The following is a 23,448-nucleotide window of genomic DNA, read 5'->3' on the forward strand; positions in this document are numbered from 1 at the left end:
ATTCGGGGCGCAAACGGGCTTTGTCGATGTTGCTCAATTCGATTTGGGCAGTTTTTCTCGATCTGTCTTTGTCGGTAGCCCTCGGTATCTCTAAATGCGCCAAATGTCACAGAGCCTCTAGAATAAGGTGAATCGGCAAATCTAAACGTGCCGTATATGCCCGTACCGCGCCTAGTGCGAATTTGCGGATCAAACTGTAAGTCCCAGCTGTCGTATTCGGCGATATAGATCGGTTGTTTGTAGTAAAATCCGTCGTTTTTGCCGTAACCAAACTCAGGCGGTAAAAGGCCTGTGCGTCTGCGAGTGTCTGTCGAAAAGCCAAAATACGGCAAATAAAATACAGGGACGTTTCCTACGTAAAACACAGGATTAAAAAGGTGTAAAAATTTACTCTCTCGGTTTAATTTACCGCTGCTAAATTTGATCTTCCAGTCCGGATCTTGGACGTTGCAGCTCGATACGACCGCGCCATTTACCTCATAAAATTTAGACGTGCTGTTACTCTCGTCGCTTTGCATCCATACTTCCATGTCGCGGTTCATCATAAATAGCGTTTCGTAGTTACTATCTTTACTATTTAGGTCGATCTTTGCGTATGAGCAGCGCGAGATTTCGTCCTTGTTTCTTATCAAATTTACGTTACCAAAAAGCTCCAAGATCTCTTTTTGCTGATCGTAAACAGCTCTATCCGCGCTCATCAAATAATCTTGCGAATACACAAGCACGTTTTTATCTGCAGTAACTATACCCTTATTGCGTTTTACGTCATCGGCCAAAAGCTCGAAATTTTGAGCCGCGAAGCAACTAAAAGTCCCAAACATTAGTAACAAAAAAATTCTAGTAAACATTTATAACTACCGTTTTCGCGGCTTTATCTTGCCACGTTTGAAATAATGGATTTGAAAACGCCCATGCAAAACCTAGGAAGAATGCGTTTTCACCGATGATACGAACCAAAGATCGAGTGAGAGAATTTAGCAAGCCCGGCTTATCGAGCAGATCGATATTCACGCACACGATCTTCATCGCTACCTTGCCGATACTAGCGCCGCAATACCACGTAAAAAACGTCTGATAAATAACCTCGAGCAAATCGATCTGCGGTATCATTTCCATAGCTAGCGCCCTGATCTGTTCATAATCAAGCCCGTTAAATTTTTCGTAGTAAACGGCATAGAACAAAAACGAGATTAAAAATTTATCTATCCCCCACGCTACGGCTCTTTTACCGACGCTAGCGAGCGTGATATTTTCATTTTCGAGCTTGTCTATGACGCTCCTGCTCATTCGTGACCTTTTAGCATTTGCCATGCGATATCTTTTCGGTACTGCGCACCGTCAAATTCTACGTTTTCGCAAAGCTCATAGGCCTTTTGTTGCGCTTGTTTTATACTTTTACCAAGCCCCACGCACACGAGCACTCGTCCGCCGTCGGCATATATCTCGCCGCCCTGCTCGCTTACGCCTGCGTATGCTATGTGCGAGTTTTCCGGGACGTTTTTTACGCTGATTTTCACCCTGGGCGAGCTTGAAAAAGGATAATTTCTACTAGCCATCACGACACCGACGGCAAATTCATCTTTTAGTTTCACGGGTTTTAGATCGCCTTTTGCCGCATTTAATAAAATTTCGCCCAGGTCGCCATCGATCAGCGGCATTAGCACTTCGCACTCAGGATCGCCGAAACGCACGTTAAACTCAAGCACGTACGGCACGCCTTTAACCACCATAAGCCCCACGAAAAGCACGCCGCAGAAAGGATTTCCTTCAGCCTTCATGCCTTTTAGAGTCGGTTTTACGACCTCTTTCTCGACCTGTTTTATTAGCTCGGGGCTTGCAAGCGGACTAGGAGCGTATGCACCCATGCCGCCGGTATTTGGCCCTTCGTCGTTATCTTTTAGGCGCTTATGATCTTGCGCTACCGGCAGGCTAACGAAATTTTCGCCGTCGCAAATCGCAAAAAAGCTAAGCTCAAATCCGTCTAAAAACTCCTCCACGACCACGCGTTTGCCCGCCTCTCCAAAGCTCTCTCCGCTCAGCATATCGCGAGCCGCAGCCTTTGCTTCCTCGCGGCTTTGCGCGATTATCACGCCTTTGCCCGCGCACAGTCCGTCAGCCTTAACGACGACCGGAGCGGCAAGAGAGTCGATAAATTTAGCCGCAGCATCGTAATCATCGGTATTTAGATAGGCAGCCGTTCGGATAGCGTTTCTGGCCAAAAAGTCCTTCATAAACGCCTTACTACCCTCGAGTCTAGCCGCAGACTTGCTCGGTCCGAAAATATTTAAATTTCGCGCCTTAAATATATCCACGACGCCGTCGCTTAACGGCGCTTCGGGACCTACGATAGTTAGTTCTATTTGCTCAGCCTCGGCAAATTCTGCGAGCTGATTATAATCTTTGATGTTTAGATTTGTGCCAAGCTTTGAGGTAGCTCCGTTGCCCGGAGCAAAGAAAAGCTCGTGTTTGCGGGATTCTTGAAGTTTTAGAGCTATGGAGTACTCGCGCCCGCCGCTTCCGATTATCAAAATTTTCATAATTTCTCCAAAAATAAAAACCCAAGTGAGCGGTGCGCATATAAGTGGCCCGAAAATTCAAAGCCAACCTTGCAAATAGGCGGTTCCTTTAGGTCGCAACTTCTCGCGCTCGCACGCTCAAACGAAGCCGCGTCGCACGGTCGCCGCACATCTTCGCCGAAACTAATGTGTTGGACCCTATAAAAATACGCTGCCAAATCACTCAGGCAAGGCTATTATATAAAATTTTAGCTTAAAGTAGCGTTTTTGCGAGGCTTACGCAGGAATTTATATTTTGCTGAGCGCTCACTGCGGGCACGCTAAATTTTTCCAGCTCTTTTGCCGTCGTAAGCCCGATAGCGATGGCTTTATAGCTCTCATCCCAGCCGAAATTGCGAGTAAAATTTCGTACCGCCGAGGGAGCCATAAAAATAATCACGGAGTTTTTAGGCGGTTTTTGCTCCTCGTTAAGCGGTTTAAAAACGTTTTCGTAAGCGATTATCTGCGTCAAATTTACGCCGCTTTCTCTCAAAATTTCGCCCACGCTTGAAGCCGTCTCGCGCGCTCTTAAAAATAGCGTTTTTTTGCCCTTTAAAAACGGTGCGATCTCGGCGGCAAAGTCGTTTCCGTGAGCATTTTTTGCAGTGTAAATTTGGGCAAAGCCAAACTCGCTAGCCGCGCGGCTAGTGCCGTCGCCGATGGAGTAAATTTGCAAATTAGCGGGCGAAATTTGATTAAATTTTAGCGCGTTTACGGAGTTTTTAGAGGTCAAAACCAGCGCGTCTAATTCAGCCAAATTTACGCTAATTTTATTAAATTTGATCTCGTTTAAAACCAGCGTCTTTACGCCCTCAAATTCCAAATTTGACCCGACCAGATAGATCATTTTCGCCCTTAAATTTATGATTTCACGACCGAATTTTACCGCAAATCCTCAAATTTTAAAAGTCGCAACCAAAACGCAAATTTTACTTTGCTGCGCTGCGCTTGCTTAAATACTCTTTTGCCTTTTGTTTTAGCGCTTTATATAGCTTGCCGGCGTCCTCTGCACCGTATTTTTTCACGAGCCCATTGTGAAAATCGCCCAAATTTTTACTCTCGAACGCGATTTTTCTAATCTCTTGCTTTTTAGTCTCGTCTATCTTGAGCGATGGTTGCGATTTTACCGTATTTTCAGCTTTATTTTTTGCTTCGTTTTGCGGCGGACGCTTGTTTGATAAATTTTGCCCTTTTTCATCCGCTTTAAGATCCTCGCTAGAAGCTTTGGCGCTCAAATTTTGCTCCGCGTCTTTCGGCTGCTCGGTAGGACCCGGATCATCGCTCAAATTTGCTTCTACGGCTTTTGTCTCTTGTAAATTTTCGTTATTTATCGCTACGCCGTTTTTGCTCTCTAGGGGTTGCGGTTTTTCGAGCTCCGCATTTTGATCGATTTGCGAGCGATTTTCTAAATTTTGCTCTTTTGCCTGGGCGCTTTGAGCGTGTAAAACCTCGCCGCTTAAATTTGATTCGGTTTTTGATTTTTCTCGCTCGTCAAATTTTTGCTCATCGCCTTGCGTCGCCGGCCTAGATTTTGCGGAATTTGGCGCTGCGATACGCTTTACTTCGCCTTTTTGCGAGTTTTCTATTTGAGGTTTTTTGTAAATTTTCCTCGCATCCTCTTTTAACGCGTTATACACGCCGGCGCCGTTTTTGCTGCCGAATTTTGAGATAAATTTCATATGAAGCTCGCTGAGGCTGCCCGAGTTTCGTATCAAGATCGCGATTTCGTCTTGATTTTCTTCGATGAGCTGTGCCGTATGCGAGCGGTTGAAGTCGAATTTGAGTTTGTGAAATTTACCGCCGCTTTTATCTTGTTTATTAAAAAAATCTATCACGTCGTCGTAAAATTTATCGTTACTGACGATGTAAATTTTGTCTTTTTTGTGCGAGAGTTTGCCCATTAAAAACGTAATTATTTTATCGGCATAGTCCTTGTGAGCGCTTTGTAAAAGTATGATTTTTATTTTGATTTTTCGCGCCAGAAACCACGCCAAAACGGAGATGCTTAGCTTTTGTCTATTGTTGGTTACGATATAAATTTTATCTTTTTGTCCTAGCTTTTTTAGCGTTGCTAGATTATCTACGCTTATGTTTTCGTCATCTATTATAAATCTTGCCATATATTTCCTAAACGAGTCGGGGCAATCGCCCCGAAACTCTACATCTTATCTTTTGTTACGATGAGTAACATTTTAAATTTTTCAGGGATCTTTAGCCCGTGCGGGATTTTGCCCGGAAGCACGATGGTATCGCCCTTTTTGATATCAAAATGCTCATCGCCGATGGTTAGCTTCATCTCGCCGTCAAGCGCGATCAAAAGAGCGTCGCCCGGAGCCGCGTGAGTAGAGAGCTGTTGGTCTTTTGAAAACGACAGTAGCGACATCGAGCCGCTTTCGTTTTTGACGAGCGTTTTGCTCACGATTTTGCCTTCTTCGTATTCGACTGCGTCCACTAGGCTAAAAATAGCCGCCTTAGGTAAATGATCTATCATTAAGTCCTCCTTAAAATCGATTGAGACGTATTTCGTCGGTTTGTTGAAAACTAGTTTTCGCCATACTTTTTTCTCTATCAGGCAGGCCTGTTCGCCGCCTAGGCGCATCTGTTTTTCGCCGTAGTGCAAACTCGCACCGCCCTCTACGACCCACGCGAGGCTGTCGCAAAACAGCATCTCGTGATCTAGCTCCTCGCCCGCATCAAAGGCAAACACGTCGACGTGAGCGTTCTCGCAATCAAAAATTCTCTTGCTAACGACGCTTTTTGCGATCACTTTCGTGTCGGCGTTTAGATTGTAAATTTTACTCATTTTGTTCCTTTCGTAAATTTACGCGTCATTGTAGCGAAAATTTTCGGACGATTTGTTGATAAGGATTATCTCTTTTTATCAAATTTTGAGTCGGTTTTAAATAAAATTTAGGCGCAAAACGCCTAAATTTTACTCCCACTCTATCGTTGCAGGCGGTTTGCTCGAGATGTCGTAAACTACGCGGTTGATGCCGTCTACTTCGTTTATGATGCGGCGAGAGACGTTTTCTAGTAGATCGTACGGCAGGCGCGAGAAGCTGGCCGTCATGCCGTCGCTGGCGTCCACTACGCGTATGCACACGGCGTTTTCGTAGGTGCGGTTATCGCCCATGACGCCCACGGAATGCACGTTTAGCAGTACGCAAAATGCTTGCCACGTTTTGTTGTACCAGCCGCTTGATTTTAGCTCGTCGCGTAGGATCACGTCGGCTTTGCGCAGTAGCTCGAGGCTCGGCGTATTTACCTCGCCCATTATGCGGATCGCAAGGCCAGGTCCCGGGAATGGATGACGAAAAACGAGCTCGCGCGAAAGACCTAGCTCGAGGCCGAGCTGGCGCACCTCGTCTTTAAAAATTTCTCTTAAAGGCTCGATTAGCTCAAAGCTCATCCAATCAGGCAGTCCGCCGACGTTGTGGTGGCTTTTGATCGTCTTGCTAGATCCCACGACCGAGCTTTCGATGATATCGGTGTAGAGCGTGCCTTGGGCTAAAAATTTGACGTTATCGTGCTTTTTGGCCTCTTTTTCAAAAATTTCGATGAAAGTTTCGCCGATTATCTTTCGTTTTTTCTCTGGATCCGTCACGCCAGCGAGCCTTTCCAGGAAAGTTTTACTCGCATCTATGCTAACTAGCTCGACACCAAGCTTTGTTCTAAAAGTTGCCTCGACCTGCTCGCGCTCTCCCGTTCTAAGTAGTCCGTTATCGACGAAAACCAGGATCAAATTTTGCGGTATCGCAGCAGCCAAAAGAGCTGCGGTTACGGAGCTATCTACGCCACCGCTAACGGCGCAAAGGACTTTTTTGTTGCCCACGGTTTCTTTGATTTTAGCGATCTGGGTTTTAGCAAAGCTGCCCATATTCCACGTGCTTTCGCAGCCACAGATATATTTGGCGAAATTTTTTAAAATTTGAGTACCAAACTCGCTGTGTTGAACCTCCGGATGAAACTGCAGAGCGTAAAATTTGCGCTTTTCGTCGCCAAACACGCAATAAGGCGAATTTTCGCTAGTCGCGATCGCCTCAAAGCCGTTAGGTAGGTTTTTTACGAGGTCAGAGTGGCTCATCCAGACGATTTGCTTTTCAGGCGTATCGGTAAAAAGCGGATGGGATTTTAGAGCGTTTAGGCTTGCCTTGCCGTACTCTTTGTGAGAAGCCGGAGCGACCTCTGCGCCAAATTTATGCGCCAAAAGCTGCATGCCGTAGCAAATGCCTAAAATCGGCAGTTTTAGCTTAAATACGCCCTCGTCGCAAAAATACGCATCCGGTGCATAAACGCTAGCAGGCCCGCCGCTTAGGATTATGCCTTTTGGTTTTTTCGCTTTAATCTCATCGACCTTGACGTTAAAAGGCAAAATCTCGGTATAAACGCCCTGCTCACGCAAGCGTCTAGCGATGAGCTGAGTATACTGCGAGCCAAAATCCAGAACTATTATCGTGTTATTCATGAGCGTCCTTTAAAAATACAAATGGAAAATTTCAAACTGTATGTACCAGATCACGACCGATACGATATAGCCGGCAACCACGGTCCAAGCGTATTTCATATGCGCGCCGAAGGTATAAATACCCTTTAGTTTGCCCATGACGCCAACGCCGGCAGCCGAGCCGAAGCTTATCATCGAGCCGCCGATACCGGCAGTTAAGGTAACTAGTAGCCACTGGCTTAAATTTTCGCCCGCATCCGCGCCCATCATAGGATTTGCTTTTAGCACGGCGGACATAACAGGGACGTTATCCACGATTGCAGATAGGAAGCCGACACCTATATTTACGGCAGTGGCGCCAAATTTATCATAAAGAGAAACGGCATAGTTTAAAAATCCGACGAAGTGCAGCGCGCCGACGGCGGCAAGGATACCGAAGAAGAAGAAAAGCGTGTTGTTTTCGATTTTTGACATATAGTGAAAGACGTGCATAGGCTCTTCGTTTTTATTAGTTTTTTTGTAGATGTATGTGTAGATGCTAAGAAGCGAGAAGCCAAACATCATGCCCCACATCGCAGGTAGGTGGAAGAGCTGGTGCATCATAACTGCCGAAAATATCGTAAATGCGCCAAGACCGATAACGACTTTGCCGCCTTTTTTAATGCTTACCTTCGGCTCTGTCGCAGGGTCAAAATGCGGGCTACCCGCAGGCACGATGCGTACTAGTAAAAACGCCGTAACTAGCCAGCCGATAATAGAAGCCGGGAAAAGCGCGAAAAAGTCGATAAACGGAGCCTTACCCGCAGCCCACGCCATTAGCGTCGTGATATCGCCAAACGGACTCCAAGCGCCGCCTGCGTTTGCGGCTACGACGATGTTTATCGCGCCTGCGACTAGGAAATTCGTATTGGTCTTATCTATCGTTAAAAGAACGGTAGAAAGGATAAGGGCCGTAGTTAGGTTATCGGCGACGGGGCTAATGAAAAACGCCAAAACGCCCGTTAGCCAAAAGAGTCTGTTATACGTGTAGCCTTTTGAGACGAGGTTGTATTTTAGCGCGTTAAACACGTCCCGCTCTATAAGCGCCTCGATATAAGTCATCGCGACCATGAGGAAAAATACGATCTGCGAAATCTCTAAAATCAGGTGATTTACCTCATTTTGCAACGAATGCACGTCTAGGCCGTTTGCCAGCATATAAAAGCCGATGAGCAAGAACATAAAAGTACCGATAAATATGGCCGGCTTAGCCTTATCGATGTGAAAATTTTCCTCCGTAGCGATGAAAAAATATCCCACGACGAAAATGATGAGGCTCGCGATACCCACCCACGTAGTCGTTAAATTTAAAGCCTCGCCCGCAGCGTCGCCGCTACCGAAGGCCAAAGCGAAAAACAGACTCAAAAGTCCGACGATCTTCATTTGCTCTCCTTGATTTATAGTTTATTTATCTTTTCGGTTTTGCTGTTTGAGGGCTCAGACGGCGCTTCGTAGAACGGATCGCCCTTGTGGCCGCAGCCTGCTATAAAAATTAACAAAAAAAATGCTAAAATCGCCTTATGAAAGACGCTAAGACTATTATTCGACATATTGTTGATAATCCTTTTTATAAAGAGTTAAAAAACCGTAGCGAATGCGGAGAATTTTTACAGCTTTTAAGCCTAAATCATCGCAGGCTCATCGCCTTTTGCTACGAGAAAAACGGCGTTTTGTTTTTTGCCCTGTTTCATCCGTTAGGACTTCAGGAATTAAAAAGCGATAGTAGTATAAAAATGTTAAAAGGCTTATTAAAAATCTATTCGAGCGTAAATTTTGACGGTAGGCTCGCTCGCGTAACGGACGTTAAATTTTTTGTGACAAAGCATTTAAAATTTAAAAAAGCTACCGACCCATACGAAAAAAAGCGAATTTTTACCTACGCCGAGCCTGCTAAAGGCGAGTTTATAAATTTAGCCAAAAGCGAGCGGATTTTCGAAGGATTTGAAAAAATTCGCCTTGCCATAAAGCAAAATTTAGCTAAAGAATCAAGCGGGGCGCGATGAATCAAATTTGGTCAAATTTAACCCCAAACGGCAAAAGCTCAAATTTACTAGCGGGAGTCAAATTTTGCTAATCGACGAGATCCGCTCGCTGCCCGCACAGCCCGGCGTCTATCAGTATTTTGACAAAGCCGGCAAGCTTCTTTACGTCGGCAAGGCTAAAATTTTAAAAAACCGCGTCAAAAGCTACTTTTCATTTACGCCAAGTCTCGCCCCCTCGCCTAAGGTCAGCCCGCGCATACACAAGATGATCAGCGAGGCCGTACACCTCGAGTATATCGTCACTCCCAGCGAAGCCGACGCGCTGATACTGGAAAACTCCTTCATCAAGCAGCTAAGGCCCAAATACAACATCTTGCTGCGCGATGACAAGACCTACCCGTACATCTACGTAAATTTAGACGAGGATTTCCCGCGCTTTGAGATCACGCGCAAGATCGTCCGCGGCAAAAACGTCAAGTATTTCGGCCCGTATTTTCGCGGAGCGCGTGAGCTTTTGGATGCGCTTAGGCTGAGCTTTAAACTCGTGCAAAGCAAAAGCGCGCTCAAAGCCACGGGCGCATATCTGCCCTATCAGATCGGCTATTCAGAAGCCCCGCTCATCAGTAAAATTTCGCCCGCAGACTACGCCAAGGTAGTAGAGGGCGCGATCGCGGCGCTAAATAATCCTCTCTCTATGCTGCCAAAGCTCGTAAATTTGATGAACAAATACGCCCAAAACGAAAACTACGAACAAGCCGCCCTCGTGCGCGATAAGATCAACGCGATCAAGGATCTAGACGTCAAAATCGAGGTCGATCTGGCCAAGCTTGAGGATTTTGAGGTTTTTGCCGTGGGCGCGGAGCAAAATTTGCTTTGTGCGGTGCGTTTTAGCGTGCACGGCGGCAAGATCAGCGGCGTGTATCAAAATATCACTAACGCCAAAATGAGCTCGCAAGGCGACCTAAACGACGCCTACAAACAAATCGTTTTAGAGAGCTTTCCAGCTGGCGCGCCCGTCGTGAGCGCGAAAATTTACGCGCTAGAAGCCTTTGAGGACGCAAGCCTCGTAGAGGAGATTTTAACCGCTCGCCACGGCCGTAAATTTAGCATCTCCGTCCCTAAAATCGGCGAGAAAAAACGCATCTGCGAGATGGCGCTAACAAACGCGCAGGTCTTTATCCAAAAGTACCTAAAAACCCACGACGACGCGTTTTTGGACGAGCTAAAGGAGTATTTCGGCCTAGCCTGCGCGCCATACGCCATCGAGACCTTTGACAACTCGCATATGTTCGGCGCGGCCGCGGTCGGCGCGATGGTGCGCTTTGAGCACGGAAACTTCGCCAAAGAGCACTACCGCCATATGCACCTCTCTTACGCAAACGACTACGATCAGATGCGCCAGATGCTCACAGAGCGCGCTTTGCGGTTTGACAAGCTAAGTCCGCCCGATCTCTGGCTCATCGACGGCGGTCAGGCACTGTTAGACCTCGCCTCGGACATCATCGCTAGCAGCGGCGCAAATGTCGATATACTCGCCATCTCAAAAGAAAAAATAGACGCCAAAGCCCACCGCGCAAAAGGCGGCGCGAGGGATAAAATTTACGCTAGCAGCGGCGTATTTACGCTACCAACGAACGACAGACGGCTTCAGTTTTTCCAGCGACTTCGCGACGAGGCGCACCGATTTGCGATTACCTTTCATCAAAAAACCAAGCGCAAAGAGGATCTGGGCGCTAGCAAGCTAGCAGACGCCGGCGTATCGGCGGGAAGTATCGCAAAGCTCGTTAAATTTTACGGCAGCTTTGAAGCTATAATGACCGCAACGAGCGAGGAAATCGAAAAGGTCACGAATAGGAGTGTAGCGGCTAAAATCGAGCAGCTAAAAGAGAGTGAAATTTGATGTGCCCGGACTTCATAAATTTTGCTCTAAAATTTGGACGAATTTGCGGGTAAATTTATGCGCTTTCAACTTAAATTTTGATGCGGCAATTTTGCGTAAATTTGAAGCCATTTTGGGTTATTTCTTGCGTGCGCTAGTTCTTGCCGAATTTGAGCCGCGGATTTAGGATTATGTTTTTAGCTAAATTTGATCCGCTAAGCGACTTTAGCTTCGGTTAAATTTACAATCCAAAATCGCAAAAAGCTCAAATTTAACTAAAAATATAAAAATTTATCCCCCAAACGTCAAAATATTCTTGATAACGTCTATCCATTTAAATATAATCTAGCCAAAAAATCAAAGGACAAATTTGCTTTACAGGTCGCTAACTGTACTTAGCCTTTGCATCGCGCAGTTTATTTGCATCGGATTTTTCGGCGAGGGGCTCGTTAGCATCCTGCGTCAAGACGGTTTTAGTTTAGAGCGCGTCGGCGCGCTTAGAGGGCTTGGACTTTTCGCGGTTTTGGCTTTTTTGTGGTCGCCGTTTATCGACGCTATAGCGCTAAAAATAGGCGGTTACAAAAAGATTATCCTAGCCTTTCAGTGCTTTACTTTGGCGATTTTATATGCAGTTTCGCTTCTAAATCCGCGCGACGATTTACCTGCCGTAATCGCTTTAGCGGTGCTTTTGGCCTTTATCTCGGCCACCTGGACGATGACGTCTAACGCATTTTTTATCAAAATTTCAAACAGCTCGAATTTAAGCTTCACAAACGCCCTCAAGCTTAGCGGCGGATTGATAGGGCACGTATCCGGTAACGGCCTAACGCTCGTAATATACGCAAAATTCGGCTGGAGCGAGGCGAATTTATTCTTGACGTCTTTGATAGCGGTTTCCTTGCTTAGCCTTGCTTTCTTTAAAGAGCCTGAGCGCGTAAACGCCGGCGAGGGGCTGGATTTTAGGGAGATGTTTGGCTTTTTTAAGGGCAAAAAGGCTTGGCTTAGCGTGCTTTTCATACAATCTATCGGTATCTGCGCGGCGTTTGGACTGCTTAGTCCGATGCTCGTAGATATCGGCTGGAAGCTGGAAGATATCGGCGAGGTCTTGCACATATACGGCACGATATTTGGCTTCGCGGGTGCGCTCGCGGCGGGCTTTGCGGTAAAAAAGCTAGGCGCTAAAAGAGCCTTTTTATACGCCGTAGCGATGCAGACGCTAGGCATCCTGGCCATCTGGTTACCTATCGGCGGCTGGACGGACCGCGCGTCGGTACTTTTTGCTTCGAGCGCGGCGTATGCGGTATATATGGCGCAAGCGACGATAATTTCCACGATGATGATGCAACGTGCCTCGGGACGGCGACCCGCTAGCGAATACGCCGTGCAAAGCAGCCTAAATATGACATTTCAGATATTTTCGTTTTATCTCGGAACGCTTTTGGCGGGGATGTTGGGTTACGGAGCGGTCGTGCTGGGCGCGGCGGCGTTTTGCGTTTTGAGCCTAGTTTATTTTATAAAGATTTATAAATTTATCTAGCGGATTACTATTTTGCGGGATTTAAGTCGCCGTCTAGTACAAAAAACTGCGTAAATTTTATTCCGCAGAGTTTTGCAAATCGCTTTGCAGTTTTAGCCCGCGTCGGCAATGCGGATTAAACGCACGCAATTTAACCCGAACGCAAGGCCGAATTTAAGTCTCTGGCGCAAAAAGGCGGTAAATTTATCCCGCATCAAGCAAACCTACCCGCAACAGAAAAACCGCAAAACGAGCCAAATTTACGCTTAAAACGGCGCAAATTTGGCTCGTAAAATTTACGCAAAAGCTAAATTTACAACCGCTCTTTGATGATCTTTAAAAAATCCAAAAGAGCTTTCGCGCTATGATGAGGCGTGTCCTGGGCGGCGATTAGTTCGCAGTTTGGTAGCATCCTCGACACTTGCGAAGCGACGGCAAAAGGCACTTCCTCGTCGGCCCTGGAGTGATACATAAGCACGCTTTGAGGGACATCCTTTAGCTCAAATCCCCACGGCCTAGCTTGGAGCCAGAGATCAAAGCCGATGCCGTTAAGCTGCGCTTTTATCGCTTCTTTTAGCGCACCCTTAGCCTGCGAGCCGTATTTTTCCCACGCCGTTTGCGCCGTATTTTCAGGAGTATTACGCAAAGCGAAATCATAAATTTCCTTTATGTGCGCATAGTCGGAGTAGCTTGTCAAAAGCTCGGGAGGGGCGTTAAATCCGCTTAGTATAAACACCTTTTTCGCCTCTTCGCAAGCTACCGCCGTAGCGTAGGCGTAAGCCGCACCCACCGACTCGCCCAGCACGCTAAATTCGCCCAAATTTAACGCCGAAAAAACTCTTTTAGGCGTAGGGCGAATTTTAAAAAACTATCGTCAGCGCTAAAAAGCGAGCTGTTAAAATGCCCGCTTCTATATATCAAAATAAGCCTTATTTGATTTTTATCGCAGAAATTTATCAAGGTATTTTGCGGAAAAATCATCAGCGGATGATGATAAACCAAAACATCTTTAAAATCGCTACCAAAGTCGTCGTAGCTTAGATTTTCGCCGCTTTTAAATTTAAAATTTTTCATCTTTTTCCTTAAAATTTATATTCAAATTTTACGCCGATCTCGCGAGGGTCAGATAGGTAGTGCATCGTGGCGTATTTTATGTCGTAATCTTTGTCGAAAAGATTATTAGCATAAATATAAACGTTGATATTTTTGTGATTAAAGCCTACTTTTGCATCGAGGGTCGCGTAGCCCGCGTTTTCTACGACATTGGCCTTATCGGTATAAAATTTGCTCTGTCCTCGCAAAAATGCCGCCGCGTAAAATCCGCTTGGAGCCTCATACGAAAGCCCTGCGCCATAAGTTAGTCTTGGCGCGTAATAGACGTATTTGCCGCTATAATCGCCCTGTGCGTCTTTGTAGTCTTTAAAGACGCTTTTTGCGTAGCCCAAATTTGCGCTAAGCTTTAATCCGTCCGCCAAAAGCACGGCGCCGTCTAGTTCAAAGCCTTGGGAGCGCGCCTTGCTGGCGTTCTCTGCCACCGTGATATTAGGCGCTACGATGACGCTTACTACTTGCTTGTTTTTGATATCGGCGCGAAAAACGGCGGCGCCTAGCTCAAACCGCTCCCAAGCCCCTTTTACGCCGACTTCATAGCTAGTCATCGTTTCTTTATCGTACCATTTTTTAGACGTAGGCGACGCAGCCCAAAAGCCGCCCGGTTTATAGCCCTTCGATACGCTCGCATACGCCGTAACCTCGTCGTTTATAGCGTATTTTAGTCCGATCTTGGGTGATAGCGCGCTATACGAATCGCTTAAATTTTCGCCGTTCATACGGTTTTGAAATTTGACCCTATCTTTATCGAATCTAGCTCCCAAAATAACCGAAAAATCAAGCGGCAGATAAATTTCATTATGCGTAAAAACGCCGTAGTTTTTACTTCTGGTTTTGTTATTTTGCAGCGAGCGAATACCGCCGAACATCACGCTGTTTACGCTACTTCGCACGTCTCTTTGCGTAGCGCCCGCCGCAGCGCCTAGGACGAATTTGCCATACGCGTTATCGGCGCTAAATCTAAACTCCTGCGTAAAATCATTTCTGTCCTCTTTGTAATACACATCCAACAAGGACGCGGGGCGATGATCGCCGTCGTAGCTGCTGTCGTTTTTATAATCCCTGAAAGTCGTAAGCGAAGTAAGCGCATAGTCGCCCGATTTATATTCTGCCTTTAGCGACGCTTCGTAGTTTTTGGCGTTTTCCTCGCCCTCTATACCGTTGGCGTAGCGCGTTCTATTGGCTGCGCTAGGCAAATTCGATCTTTGCGCGCCGTTAGCTATCCTGTAATAATTTTGAATAAGATCCACCGTAAGCTCGTCCGTAGGTAAAAATCTAAAGTAAATTTTGCCGTAAAGAGCATCTTTGTAGTCGTCGCTTTTGTTTAAATTTTCGTTATACATAAAGCCGTTTTTCTTTTCGCTAAAACCGGTAAAACTAGCCAGAAATTTATCCTTTACTATCGCTCCGCCTGCGCTAAAACTAATACCCCGCATGCTATGCTCGCCAAGCTTTAGCCCAATCTTTGCTTGCGGTTCGTTGGTAGGAGCTTTGGAGACCGCATTTATCACGCCTGCGTAGGCGTTTTTGCCATAAAGCGCGCTTTGAGGCCCTTTTAAGATCTCGATACGCTCGATATCCTCCAAAAATACGTAGTTGCCGTAAGTGCCAAGATAACTAATGCCGTCCAGATAAAGCCCGACGTTTGGGCTATCAAATGCGTAATCGCTCGTAACGCCGCGCATTATAAAAAGCGAAATACCTCCGCCTTGCAAAAACGATAAATTTGACGATGCGCTCCTAAGCCCGTTTAGATCCTTTGCTTCTCTACGCCGCAACTCTTTTTCGTCCAGCACGCTCACCGCAGCCGCCACCTCGCTAGCGTTTTCATCGATCTTTTGAGCCGATACGCTGACCTCATCCAGCCTCACGGCGGGAGCTGCTATCGCTAGCGCCGCAACCGCGCTTAAAAGCAAAATCTTTCTCACTTTAGACTCCTTTTATAATTTCTTTACTTTAAGGATAGTATAATATTTTTGAAATTTATTATCAACCCAAAATTTACAAATGACGGATTTATTTTTATATTTAAAGGAAAAATTTGCGCACGGTATCCGCAGACGTTTTTATGGATAAATTTAATAGCAGCGAAGACGGAGTTTTGGCTGGTCTTGGCGTCAAAATCCGCGCCAAAAATATCGCACTAAGCGATGAAATAGCCTTCGGCGCGATAAAAATGGACGCCAAAGACGACACCAAAATAGTCGGCGATTTTCACGCTTTGCGGGGTTGCTTTATAAATTTCACCCTACAAGGAGGCATCAGCCTAAGCTCGGCGAATGGCAAAATCGAATACAAAAGTGGACTATCCACGATCAGCTCGGTCGATCTACCAAGCTCGGATCAAGAGATTTACGGCGGCGCGCACGCGGGAATAAATTTATTCCTAGAAAACTCGTTTATGAGCGCAAATTTCGGCGATCTTATCGAGCTTGGCGCAAACAAACTCGTCTCGCAAAACTACACCTGCGCCGTAAATAAAATTTTATTAAACCAAATTTTATCGTTAAACGCCGACGAGCCGCTTGAAAGACTGCTTTTGGAAAGTAAAATTTTAGAGCTTATTTATAACGAATTCAGCCGCCTAAAATGCCCAAATAAGCATGTTATACTAGACGAAGCGGACAAAAGCGCGCTGCAAAAAGCTAAGCAAATTTTGAGCTTAGATATCAAAAATCCGCCGTCTATAAAAGAACTCTCAAAACAGGTGCGGCTGAACGAATTTAAGCTTAAAGTCGGCTTTAAAAGTTTGTTTGGGCAAACTCCTTACGAATTTTTGCGCGAAGAGCGAATGAAACGAGCGCTGGCGATGCTGCAAGGCTCGGAGCTAAATATCGCCGAAATTTCGGCTGCGACGGGCTTTAAAAATCAAAGCCACTTCAGCAAGCTTTTTTGCGATTATTACGGCACGGCACCCAAAAATTTGATGAAAAATAGAAAATATTATTATTGATTTTACGAGGTTGTCTAAAAATTTGCCGTAGACGGCTCTCAAAAGCCCGATAAAATAACGCCTCCGATAATTGGCACGACTTTGGTTTGACGCATAATTTAACGGCGCGGATTTATAACTTGCATAAGTTAGATATGGCAACAGGCTATTTTTACGCTAAATTTGACGAGCAAGCGCGGTTTGAGAATAAAAATCGCTAAAATTTAAGCGGAATTCGGCTAAATTTGTCCGCCTGGCCGCTACGATTTTATAAATTTAAAAGACAAATTTAACCCGTCAAATTTTTATGCGATGGGTGAGTAAACTTAGGTCGCTCGGCGTTTTGAAGGCAAATTTGATGAAACGGCACAAGCAAAGACAAAAATAGTGCTCCAAAATTTGCAAATTTATAAAACCGAGCAAAAAGTCGCCGAAAAATCTGAAAACCTCAAAATTTATAAAATTCAAGCAAGCATCGAGCCCAAATTTAGCCGACCATTAAGCTAAAATTTACCCTCCACAAAGTCAAATTTTACGCCTTTTTGCCTTTTTTCTTGCCTTTGTCGCCAGGTTCTTCGCCTTTAAACCACCCTTTTATCTTGTCCAAGATCCCCTCGTCTTCTTTCTCGTCGTAGCTCGCCTTGCCGGCTTTGATACCGAAGCTTTCTTGCAGCTGATTTAGTAGAGAGATTTGCTCGTCCGTTAGCTCTTTTGGCGTTTTTACGGAGATTTGCGCTACGAGCCTGCCGTACCTTTTGCTATTTACGCTTTTTATGCCGAGCCCGTCAAATACGAACTGCTGCTTGTCTTTTGCGCCGACCGGTAGTTTTAGCTCGGTCGTGCCTTTTAGCGTCGGAATCGTGATCGTCTCGCCCAAAACCGCCTGCGTGAAAAATACCGGAATCTCGATGTAAACGTCGCTTTCGTGACGCACGAAATGCTCGTCGGCTTCAACCTCGATATGCACGTATAGATCGCCTCTGGCGCCGGTTGATGAGACGTTGCCCTTTTCGCTCACGCGCATACGCATGCCATCGTCGATGCCCTCGGGGATATTTACCTTGACGCTTTGGCGTTCTTCTTTGTAGCCGCTACCGCCGCAATCAGAACATCTATCCTTGACCGTTTCGCCCGTGCCGTTACAGTACGGACACTCCTGCACGAAGCTCATAAAGCCCCTTTGCTGCGATATCCGACCTCTGCCCTCGCAGTGCGGACATACGTGCGTTTTACCGTCTTTCGAGCCGCTGCCTTTGCAGGTTTGGCACGGTTTTTTGATCGTAAATTCTATCTCTTTTTCGGTGCCGAACACCGCTTCGTTAAATTTGATCCTAAGAGCTATCTCTAGATCGAGCGGATATTTGTCGCTACTTCTTTTGCGGCTGCTTGCGCCAGGGCCAAATCCGCCGCCAAAAAACGAGTTAAATATGTCGCCCAAATCAAAATCCGCGCTAAATCCGCTAGAGCTAAAGCCGCCTCTGCCCTCAAGCCCGGCTTTGCCGTATCTATCGTATATCGCGCGCTTTTCCTCGTCGCCTAGCACCTGGTAGGCTTCGTTTACCTTTTTAAAATTTTCTTCCGCCTCTTTGTCGCCTTGATTGCGGTCTGGATGGTACTTTAGCGCTAGTTTTCTAAATGCTTTTTTTATGGTTTCAGAGTCGCTATTTTTGCTGATTTCTAAAATTTCGTAGTAGTCTATTTCCACAAAATCTCCTAAAATTTTTAAATTTAAAGGGCGATTTTATCTTATTATTTATAAAAATTCAAAGCGGGGGAGAATTTTAAACGAGGATAGTAAATTCGGAAAAAAAATTTAACTTTTTTTGGTTATAATCATTTTCGTTAAATCTATTTGAAAGGCTTAAAATGATTAATGTTTTAATGATTGAAGACGATCCGGAATTCGCGCAAATCCTATCCGAGTACTTGAGCGATTTTAATATAAAAGTAACAAATTTCGAAGATCCTTATTTGGGACTAAGCGCCGGAGTAAAAAATTTCGACCTGCTTATCCTAGACCTTACTTTGCCTGGCATGGACGGCCTAGAAGTGTGCAAAGAGATCCGCAGCAAATACAACATCCCTATCATCATCTCTTCTGCTCGCAGCGACATCAGCGACAAAGTCGTAGGCCTGCAACTAGGCGCGGACGACTATCTACCAAAACCGTACGATCCAAAGGAAATGTACGCGCGCATAATGAGTCTAATCCGCCGCTACAAAAAGACCAACGAAGTGCAAGAAGAGGTCGTGGATACGCTATTTAGGATAGATGAGCGCAGACACGAAATCTACTACAACAACGAAAGCCTAACGCTAACGCCGGCCGAGTACGAGATTTTGAGTTATCTTATCAAACAGCACAGCTTTTCGGTTTCTCGCGAGCAGCTGGTTTATAACTGCAAGAGCCTAAAAGACAAGGACTCAAAGAGCCTAGACGTCATCATCGGCAGACTAAGAACCAAAATCGGCGACAGCTCAAAAGCGCCTAAACATATATTTTCGGTACGCGGAATAGGCTATAAACTCATAGGATGAGATACTCCTTAACCACGAAAATTTCGGTAGTTTTCGCGCTGGCGTTTTCGCTTGTTTGCATTTTGTTCTATACGTTTGCGAGCATCCAGCTAGATAACGCGCTAGAAAAGATAAAAAACAAGCAGCTAAATGCGATAAACTACCTCATCGCCTCATACGAAAAGTCAAATCCGCCTAGCGATTTGACTAATTATTTTAGAAATTTCGGACTAACCTACGTTAAAAGCGACAAAACCGTCGCAAACGTCATAAGCTCCGGAAAACCGGTCTTTGCCAAGCAAACGCAGCTAGGGCTATTTCAGTCGTTGCTTTTTCAGGATAGTTTGTACCTGCAGATCAAAAATCCTTCGTTTCAAATTTTACTCGAAAGCGACGATACGAAAAATATAAACGATCCGATTTGGGTTGGTTTTATCCTCACGACGGCGCTTTTGGTGTCGCTTTACGTTTCGGTGATGAAGTCGCTGATGCCGCTTAAAAAACTAAGCTCTGATATCAGGAAATTCGGCGCCGGAAACATGGACGTAAATATCGCAAAACCAGACTCCGACGACGAGATAGCCAAGGTCGCGATAGAATTTGATGCCGCAGCTAGCAAGATCAGGGAGCTTTTGCGCTCTAGACAGCTGTTTTTACGCACGATCATGCACGAGCTAAAAACGCCGATCGGCAAAGGCCGCATAGTCTCCGAAATGGTACAAAACGAAACGCACAAAATCCGCTTGATAGCGATATTTGAGCGCCTTGATATGCTCATAAACGAGTTTGGCAAGATCGAACAGTTGCTATCCAAAAACTACGCGCTAAACTATCAGGAGTCGTACTTTTCAAACATCCTTGATCAGGCGCGTGACATGCTGATGCTCGATAAATTTGAAGAAAAAGTAGACGTAGATATCCGCCGAGATACATTGCTACGCGTGGATTTCGGACTCTTTTCGCTCGCGATAAAAAATCTCATAGATAACGCCCTAAAATATGCAGACGATAAAAAGGCGCAGGTTATCTGCGACGCGGACGATATCGTCGTGAGAAATCTAGGCCAACCGCTACAAAATCCTATCGAGTACTACATGCAAGCCTTTATACGCGAAAAGGGCACCAAAAACAGCGGCATGGGCCTAGGCCTTTATATCATCGACCACATCTGCCGTATGCACAAATTTAGCCTAAAATACTCATACGAGGACGGCTATCACGCATTTAAAATTTGCACCGATCCAAAGGAAAGCGTTGAAAAAAGGGCTTGAGAAATTTAACGAGCTCGTGGCGGCCTTTGAGCGGCTACCGGGCGTGGGTAAAAAATCCGCCCAGCGCTACGCCTATCACGTCTGCCTAAAAGATAGCTTCGGCGGGCTAAAACTCGCGCAAAGCATCGAGGACGCAGTGAGGTTTACCGGCAAATGTCAAATTTGCGGCGGGCTTAGCGAGGACGAGATTTGCGACATTTGCAGCGACGAGACTCGCGAGAAGGAGCTGTTAGCCGTCGTCGAAAGCCCAAAAGACATCCTGATTTTTGAGCAAAGCGCGATCTATCGCGGGCGCTACTTCGTACTTGAGGAGATAACGCCGGAGCAAACCGAAAAACTGCGCGAGGTCATCCGCCAAAACGGCGTGACCGAGATCATTTTCGCGCTAACGCCGGGGCTTAGCAGCGACGCGGTGATGGTGTTTATCGAGGATAAGCTGAGCGATTTGGGCGTTAAATTTAGCAAGATAGCCCAAGGCGTACCAACGGGCGTAAATCTCGAAAACATCGATCTTTTGTCGCTTATGAAGGCGCTTGATAGCAGGACTGAACTGTAAATTTAGCTCTGGCGTACGAAGCTTTTTGGAAATTCACGTTGCATTTTTAAATTCGCCCGACTCCAAATTTAAGATTGGTCGCCAAATTTCCGTCGCATTTCAAACGAATAAACCTCCTCAAATTTAACCCGCCGCCAAAGCTGGTCAAATTTACAACGACTCAAATTTAACACGTAGCACTAAAATCAAATTTTACAAGCGTAACAAAGAATAAAAAGAAAATTTAAAAAGAGAAATTTACGACCCGAAGGCCGTAAATTTAAGCCGCCCGAAACGAGCGGCGAGAAGTTATTTCGTAGTTTTTTGGATATACGAGAACTCGGAAATTTTCGTCCACTCGCGAGCCTTAGCCAAAAACGCTCTTTGAGAGTCCAATATCTCCTTAAACAGCGGATCTTTCGCCGCCTCTTCGTCTAGGATTTCGTCGCTTGCTTTTCTAAGCGCGTCCATGACGTCCTGCGGGAACGAGCGAACCTCGATATCAGGATACTCCGCTTTCATCTTCGCCCAGTATTCGGCGTTATCAAAGAACGAGCGCGTATTTAGCATGCTAGCTACCTCGTTAGCCGCAGCCTCGATCACAGCCTGAAGGTCGGCAGGTAGTTTCTCGTAGGTCTTTTTATTTACGAAAAACTGAGTCTGACCGCTCGGCTCTTGCCAGCCCGTGTAGTAGTATTTAGCGATCTTGTGAAAGCCAAGACCCATATCAAACGCAGGGCTAACCCACTCGACCGAGTCTATCGTACCCATCTCTAGCGCCATATATAGCTCGCCGGTCGGGATCGTGTTTATAGTCGCTCCCACGCGCGCCATAACCTCGCCGCCAAAGCCCGGAATCCTGATCTTTAGGCCTTTTAAATCCTCTACGTTTTTGATCTCTTTTTTAAACCAACCGCCCATTTGCGTGCCCGTGTCGCCGGCGTTAAAGACTTTGATGTTGTATTTATCGTAAACTTTTTCCTCTAGCTGCTTGCCGCCGCCAAACTCATACCATGCGCGTAGCTCGCTAGCAGTCATACCGAAAGGCACGGCTGTAAAAAACATAGTGTTTGCATCCTTGCCCTTGTAGTAGTATGACGCAGTGTAGCCGATATCATACTGACCGCCCTTAACGAAGTCTAGGATACCAAACGGTGCCTTGTGCTTAGACGGATAGTCTATCCTCACCTCTAGCCTGCCGTCGCTTAGCGTCTCGACTACGCGCTTAAATTCTTTTGCCGCGTCGCCCAAAACCGGAGTCGTGCTCTCCCAGGTGCTGGCTAGCTTTAGCTTATAGGTTTTGTCCGCCGCGTTCGCGCTTAGCGCTAAACCGAAAGCAGCCAAAACCGCTAAAAACTTTTTCATTTTTGCTCCTTAAAATAAATTGGCCGATTATACTTATTTTTTTTAAAAATTTGGTAAAATTGCGCAAAAAAGGGGCATCCATGAACAAAAAAACCAAAATCCTAGCCACGGTCGGACCGGCCAGCGAATCCATAGAGGTTATGGAGCAATTAGTTTTGGCCGGAGTCAATGCTTTTAGGCTAAATTTCAGCCACGGCACGCACGAATACCATAAATCCAACATCGATAAAATCAGGCAAGTAGAGGCAAAGCTCGGGCGCAAAATAGGCATATTTCAGGATATCTGCGGCCCTAAAATAAGAGTCGGCAAACTAGACAGAAGCGAATTTAAACTAAAAGTCGGTGATACGCTAATCTTCGTAAAAGATGAAATAATCGGCGAGCAAATAGACGAAAATCACTATAAGCTTTGCATAAATCAGCCTCAAATTTTAGCCGCGCTAAAGATGGGCGAGTACATATATCTATGTGACGGACAAATCCGCGCTAAGATCGTAAATGCAAGCGCCCAAAAAGTAGAAGCCGTAGTGGAAAACGACGGGATACTCCGCTCGAACAAAGGCGTAAATTTCCCAAACACCAAGCTTAATATCGAGGTTATCACGCCTAAAGATTTAAAGGATTTGGAATTTGGCGCCAAAAACGGCGTTCATTTCGTCGCGATCTCTTTCGTGCAAAATGCAAACGATATAAGAAAAGCCAGAGAAATCCTAAAAGGCTTTGGCTCCAAAGCTCAAATTTACGCCAAAATAGAAAAATTTGACGCCGTAGAAAATATCGACGAGATCATCGAGGCCAGCGACGGCGTGATGGTCGCTCGCGGAGATCTAGGTATCGAGGTGCCCTACTACAAGGTACCGACGATCCAAAAGCTCATCATCAAAAAAGCAAACGAAGCCGTTAAACCCGTCATCACCGCTACGCAGATGATGCTAAGCATGGCCGAGCACGAAACGGCAACTAGAGCCGAGATTAGCGACGTGGCAAACGCCGTACTAGACGGCACCGACGTGGTCATGCTAAGCGAAGAAAGCGCGGTCGGCATAAACCCGGTCGCCGTCGTAGAAGCGATGAGCAATACCATAATCCAAACGCAGCAAATTTACCCTTTTAACAAATTTGATTTTGCCCGCTACGACGATACCGATATGATGGCATCTAGCACCGCAAGACTCGCCTCTGCACTAAAAGTAGACGGCATAATCGCGCTAACCTCATCGGGCGGCTCGGCAGCAAAACTGGCCAGATACCGCACCGACAAGGCTCGCCTTATCCGCGATGGTATCGTCATCTTCTCCGGCGG

20 protein-coding genes and 1 pseudogene are annotated in these 23,448 nt (G+C 46.0%); 8 read left to right on the top strand and 13 right to left on the bottom strand.

Annotated elements, in window-relative coordinates:
* From Q0200_RS01785 to nhaD, 8 genes and pseudogenes are all read right to left on the bottom strand, one after another.
* Positions 1-848 (bottom strand): annotated as a pseudogene (locus Q0200_RS01785) (LPS-assembly protein LptD); the annotation flags it as partial.
* Positions 838-1,287, bottom strand: coding sequence for an RDD family protein (locus tag Q0200_RS01790; RefSeq protein ID WP_297937038.1), 450 nt, complete (start codon positions 1,285-1,287; stop codon positions 838-840). The gene Q0200_RS01790 and the pseudogene Q0200_RS01785, both read right to left, overlap by 11 nt.
* The gene (purD, locus tag Q0200_RS01795; RefSeq protein ID WP_297937040.1) at positions 1,284-2,537 is read right to left on the bottom strand and encodes a phosphoribosylamine--glycine ligase; all 1,254 of its coding nucleotides are present in this window, start codon (positions 2,535-2,537) and stop codon (positions 1,284-1,286) included. The genes Q0200_RS01790 and purD overlap by 4 nt, the downstream gene beginning before the upstream one ends.
* Positions 2,538-2,769: 232 nt before the next feature.
* The gene (locus tag Q0200_RS01800; protein WP_297937042.1) at positions 2,770-3,402 is read right to left on the bottom strand and encodes a uroporphyrinogen-III synthase; all 633 of its coding nucleotides are present in this window, start codon (positions 3,400-3,402) and stop codon (positions 2,770-2,772) included.
* Positions 3,403-3,484: 82 nt separating this feature from the next.
* Positions 3,485-4,675, bottom strand: a complete 1,191-nt coding sequence (locus Q0200_RS01805; RefSeq protein ID WP_297937044.1) for a PIN domain-containing protein — start codon at positions 4,673-4,675, stop codon at positions 3,485-3,487.
* A gap of 38 nt (positions 4,676-4,713) precedes the next feature.
* Complete coding sequence (locus Q0200_RS01810; protein WP_297937046.1) at positions 4,714-5,358, bottom strand: cupin domain-containing protein; 645 nt, start codon at positions 5,356-5,358, stop codon at positions 4,714-4,716.
* A gap of 129 nt (positions 5,359-5,487) precedes the next feature.
* On the bottom strand, positions 5,488-7,020 hold the full coding sequence (gene guaA / locus Q0200_RS01815; RefSeq protein ID WP_122874284.1) for a glutamine-hydrolyzing GMP synthase: 1,533 nt from the start codon (positions 7,018-7,020) through the stop codon (positions 5,488-5,490).
* A gap of 9 nt (positions 7,021-7,029) precedes the next feature.
* Positions 7,030-8,421, bottom strand: a complete 1,392-nt coding sequence (gene nhaD / locus Q0200_RS01820; RefSeq protein WP_297937049.1) for a sodium:proton antiporter NhaD — start codon at positions 8,419-8,421, stop codon at positions 7,030-7,032.
* 137 nt (positions 8,422-8,558) lie between these two features.
* Between nhaD and Q0200_RS01825 the strand changes: the two genes are divergently transcribed.
* From Q0200_RS01825 to Q0200_RS01835, 3 genes are all read left to right on the top strand, one after another.
* Positions 8,559-9,041: a hypothetical protein gene (locus Q0200_RS01825; protein WP_122874286.1), complete on the top strand. Its 483-nt coding sequence runs from the start codon at positions 8,559-8,561 to the stop codon at positions 9,039-9,041.
* A 64-nt stretch (positions 9,042-9,105) separates the two neighbouring features.
* On the top strand, positions 9,106-10,920 hold the full coding sequence (uvrC, locus tag Q0200_RS01830; protein ID WP_297937052.1) for an excinuclease ABC subunit UvrC: 1,815 nt from the start codon (positions 9,106-9,108) through the stop codon (positions 10,918-10,920).
* 349 nt (positions 10,921-11,269) lie between these two features.
* Positions 11,270-12,436 carry an MFS transporter gene (locus Q0200_RS01835; RefSeq protein WP_297937054.1) on the top strand — a complete coding sequence of 389 codons (1,167 nt, stop codon included), beginning with the start codon at positions 11,270-11,272 and terminating at the stop codon, positions 12,434-12,436.
* A gap of 292 nt (positions 12,437-12,728) precedes the next feature.
* On the opposite strand, the gene Q0200_RS01840 is transcribed toward Q0200_RS01835, so the two are convergent.
* The 3 genes from Q0200_RS01840 to Q0200_RS01850 are packed head-to-tail and all read right to left on the bottom strand — an operon-like array spanning position 12,729 to position 15,453.
* Positions 12,729-13,235 (bottom strand): hypothetical protein, encoded by a 507-nt coding sequence (locus Q0200_RS01840; protein WP_297937056.1) that lies wholly within the window; start codon positions 13,233-13,235, stop codon positions 12,729-12,731.
* A 2-nt stretch (positions 13,236-13,237) separates the two neighbouring features.
* Positions 13,238-13,489, bottom strand: a complete 252-nt coding sequence (locus Q0200_RS01845; RefSeq protein WP_297937058.1) for a hypothetical protein — start codon at positions 13,487-13,489, stop codon at positions 13,238-13,240.
* Positions 13,490-13,497: 8 nt separating this feature from the next.
* Complete coding sequence (locus Q0200_RS01850) at positions 13,498-15,453, bottom strand: TonB-dependent receptor (protein ID WP_297937060.1); 1,956 nt, start codon at positions 15,451-15,453, stop codon at positions 13,498-13,500.
* A gap of 113 nt (positions 15,454-15,566) precedes the next feature.
* On the opposite strand from Q0200_RS01850, the gene Q0200_RS01855 reads away from it, so the two are divergent.
* Positions 15,567-16,478, top strand: coding sequence for an AraC family transcriptional regulator (locus Q0200_RS01855; protein WP_297937062.1), 912 nt, complete (start codon positions 15,567-15,569; stop codon positions 16,476-16,478).
* A gap of 511 nt (positions 16,479-16,989) precedes the next feature.
* Here the strand turns inward: Q0200_RS01855 and dnaJ are convergent.
* Positions 16,990-18,162 carry a molecular chaperone DnaJ gene (gene dnaJ, locus Q0200_RS01860; RefSeq protein ID WP_297937064.1) on the bottom strand — a complete coding sequence of 391 codons (1,173 nt, stop codon included), beginning with the start codon at positions 18,160-18,162 and terminating at the stop codon, positions 16,990-16,992.
* A gap of 161 nt (positions 18,163-18,323) precedes the next feature.
* On the opposite strand from dnaJ, the gene Q0200_RS01865 reads away from it, so the two are divergent.
* Genes Q0200_RS01865 through recR form a run of 3 tightly spaced genes read left to right on the top strand, consistent with a single transcriptional unit; the run spans position 18,324 to position 20,801 of the window.
* Positions 18,324-18,995 carry a response regulator transcription factor gene (locus tag Q0200_RS01865; protein ID WP_002948262.1) on the top strand — a complete coding sequence of 224 codons (672 nt, stop codon included), beginning with the start codon at positions 18,324-18,326 and terminating at the stop codon, positions 18,993-18,995.
* Entirely contained in the window at positions 18,992-20,245 is a 1,254-nt protein-coding gene (locus Q0200_RS01870) for an ArsS family sensor histidine kinase (protein WP_297937068.1), read from the top strand. The genes Q0200_RS01865 and Q0200_RS01870 overlap by 4 nt, the downstream gene beginning before the upstream one ends.
* Entirely contained in the window at positions 20,229-20,801 is a 573-nt protein-coding gene (recR, locus tag Q0200_RS01875) for a recombination mediator RecR (protein WP_297937070.1), read from the top strand. The genes Q0200_RS01870 and recR overlap by 17 nt, the downstream gene beginning before the upstream one ends.
* Before the next feature lie 288 nt (positions 20,802-21,089).
* Here the strand turns inward: recR and dctP are convergent, their stop codons facing one another.
* On the bottom strand, positions 21,090-22,145 hold the full coding sequence (gene dctP / locus Q0200_RS01880) for a TRAP transporter substrate-binding protein DctP (RefSeq protein ID WP_297937072.1): 1,056 nt from the start codon (positions 22,143-22,145) through the stop codon (positions 21,090-21,092).
* 80 nt (positions 22,146-22,225) lie between these two features.
* On the opposite strand from dctP, the gene pyk reads away from it, so the two are divergent.
* Positions 22,226-23,448, top strand: a 1,223-nt coding sequence (gene pyk / locus Q0200_RS01885) for a pyruvate kinase (RefSeq protein ID WP_297937074.1), incomplete at its 3' end; no start/stop codon positions are given.

Origin of the sequence: uncultured Campylobacter sp., assembly GCF_938045225.1 — a bacterium.
In the GTDB taxonomy this organism is placed as follows: domain Bacteria; phylum Campylobacterota; class Campylobacteria; order Campylobacterales; family Campylobacteraceae; genus Campylobacter_A.

What these genes read in the sequence shown, in the direction of transcription:
- nhaD (WP_297937049.1), bottom strand. Translation starts at nt 8,421, where the DNA reads ATGAAGATCGTCGGACTTTTGAGTCTGTTTTTCGCTTTGGCCTTCGGT.
- Q0200_RS01805 (WP_297937044.1), bottom strand. Translation starts at nt 4,675, where the DNA reads ATGGCAAGATTTATAATAGATGACGAAAACATAAGCGTAGATAATCTA.
- Q0200_RS01845 (WP_297937058.1), bottom strand. Translation starts at nt 13,489, where the DNA reads ATGAAAAATTTTAAATTTAAAAGCGGCGAAAATCTAAGCTACGACGAC.
- Q0200_RS01810 (WP_297937046.1), bottom strand. Translation starts at nt 5,358, where the DNA reads ATGAGTAAAATTTACAATCTAAACGCCGACACGAAAGTGATCGCAAAA.
- Q0200_RS01790 (WP_297937038.1), bottom strand. Translation starts at nt 1,287, where the DNA reads ATGAGCAGGAGCGTCATAGACAAGCTCGAAAATGAAAATATCACGCTC.
- Q0200_RS01825 (WP_122874286.1), top strand. Translation starts at nt 8,559, where the DNA reads ATGAAAGACGCTAAGACTATTATTCGACATATTGTTGATAATCCTTTT.
- Q0200_RS01870 (WP_297937068.1), top strand. Translation starts at nt 18,992, where the DNA reads ATGAGATACTCCTTAACCACGAAAATTTCGGTAGTTTTCGCGCTGGCG.
- purD (WP_297937040.1), bottom strand. Translation starts at nt 2,537, where the DNA reads ATGAAAATTTTGATAATCGGAAGCGGCGGGCGCGAGTACTCCATAGCT.
- dctP (WP_297937072.1), bottom strand. Translation starts at nt 22,145, where the DNA reads ATGAAAAAGTTTTTAGCGGTTTTGGCTGCTTTCGGTTTAGCGCTAAGC.
- Q0200_RS01800 (WP_297937042.1), bottom strand. Translation starts at nt 3,402, where the DNA reads ATGATCTATCTGGTCGGGTCAAATTTGGAATTTGAGGGCGTAAAGACG.
- Q0200_RS01865 (WP_002948262.1), top strand. Translation starts at nt 18,324, where the DNA reads ATGATTAATGTTTTAATGATTGAAGACGATCCGGAATTCGCGCAAATC.
- guaA (WP_122874284.1), bottom strand. Translation starts at nt 7,020, where the DNA reads ATGAATAACACGATAATAGTTCTGGATTTTGGCTCGCAGTATACTCAG.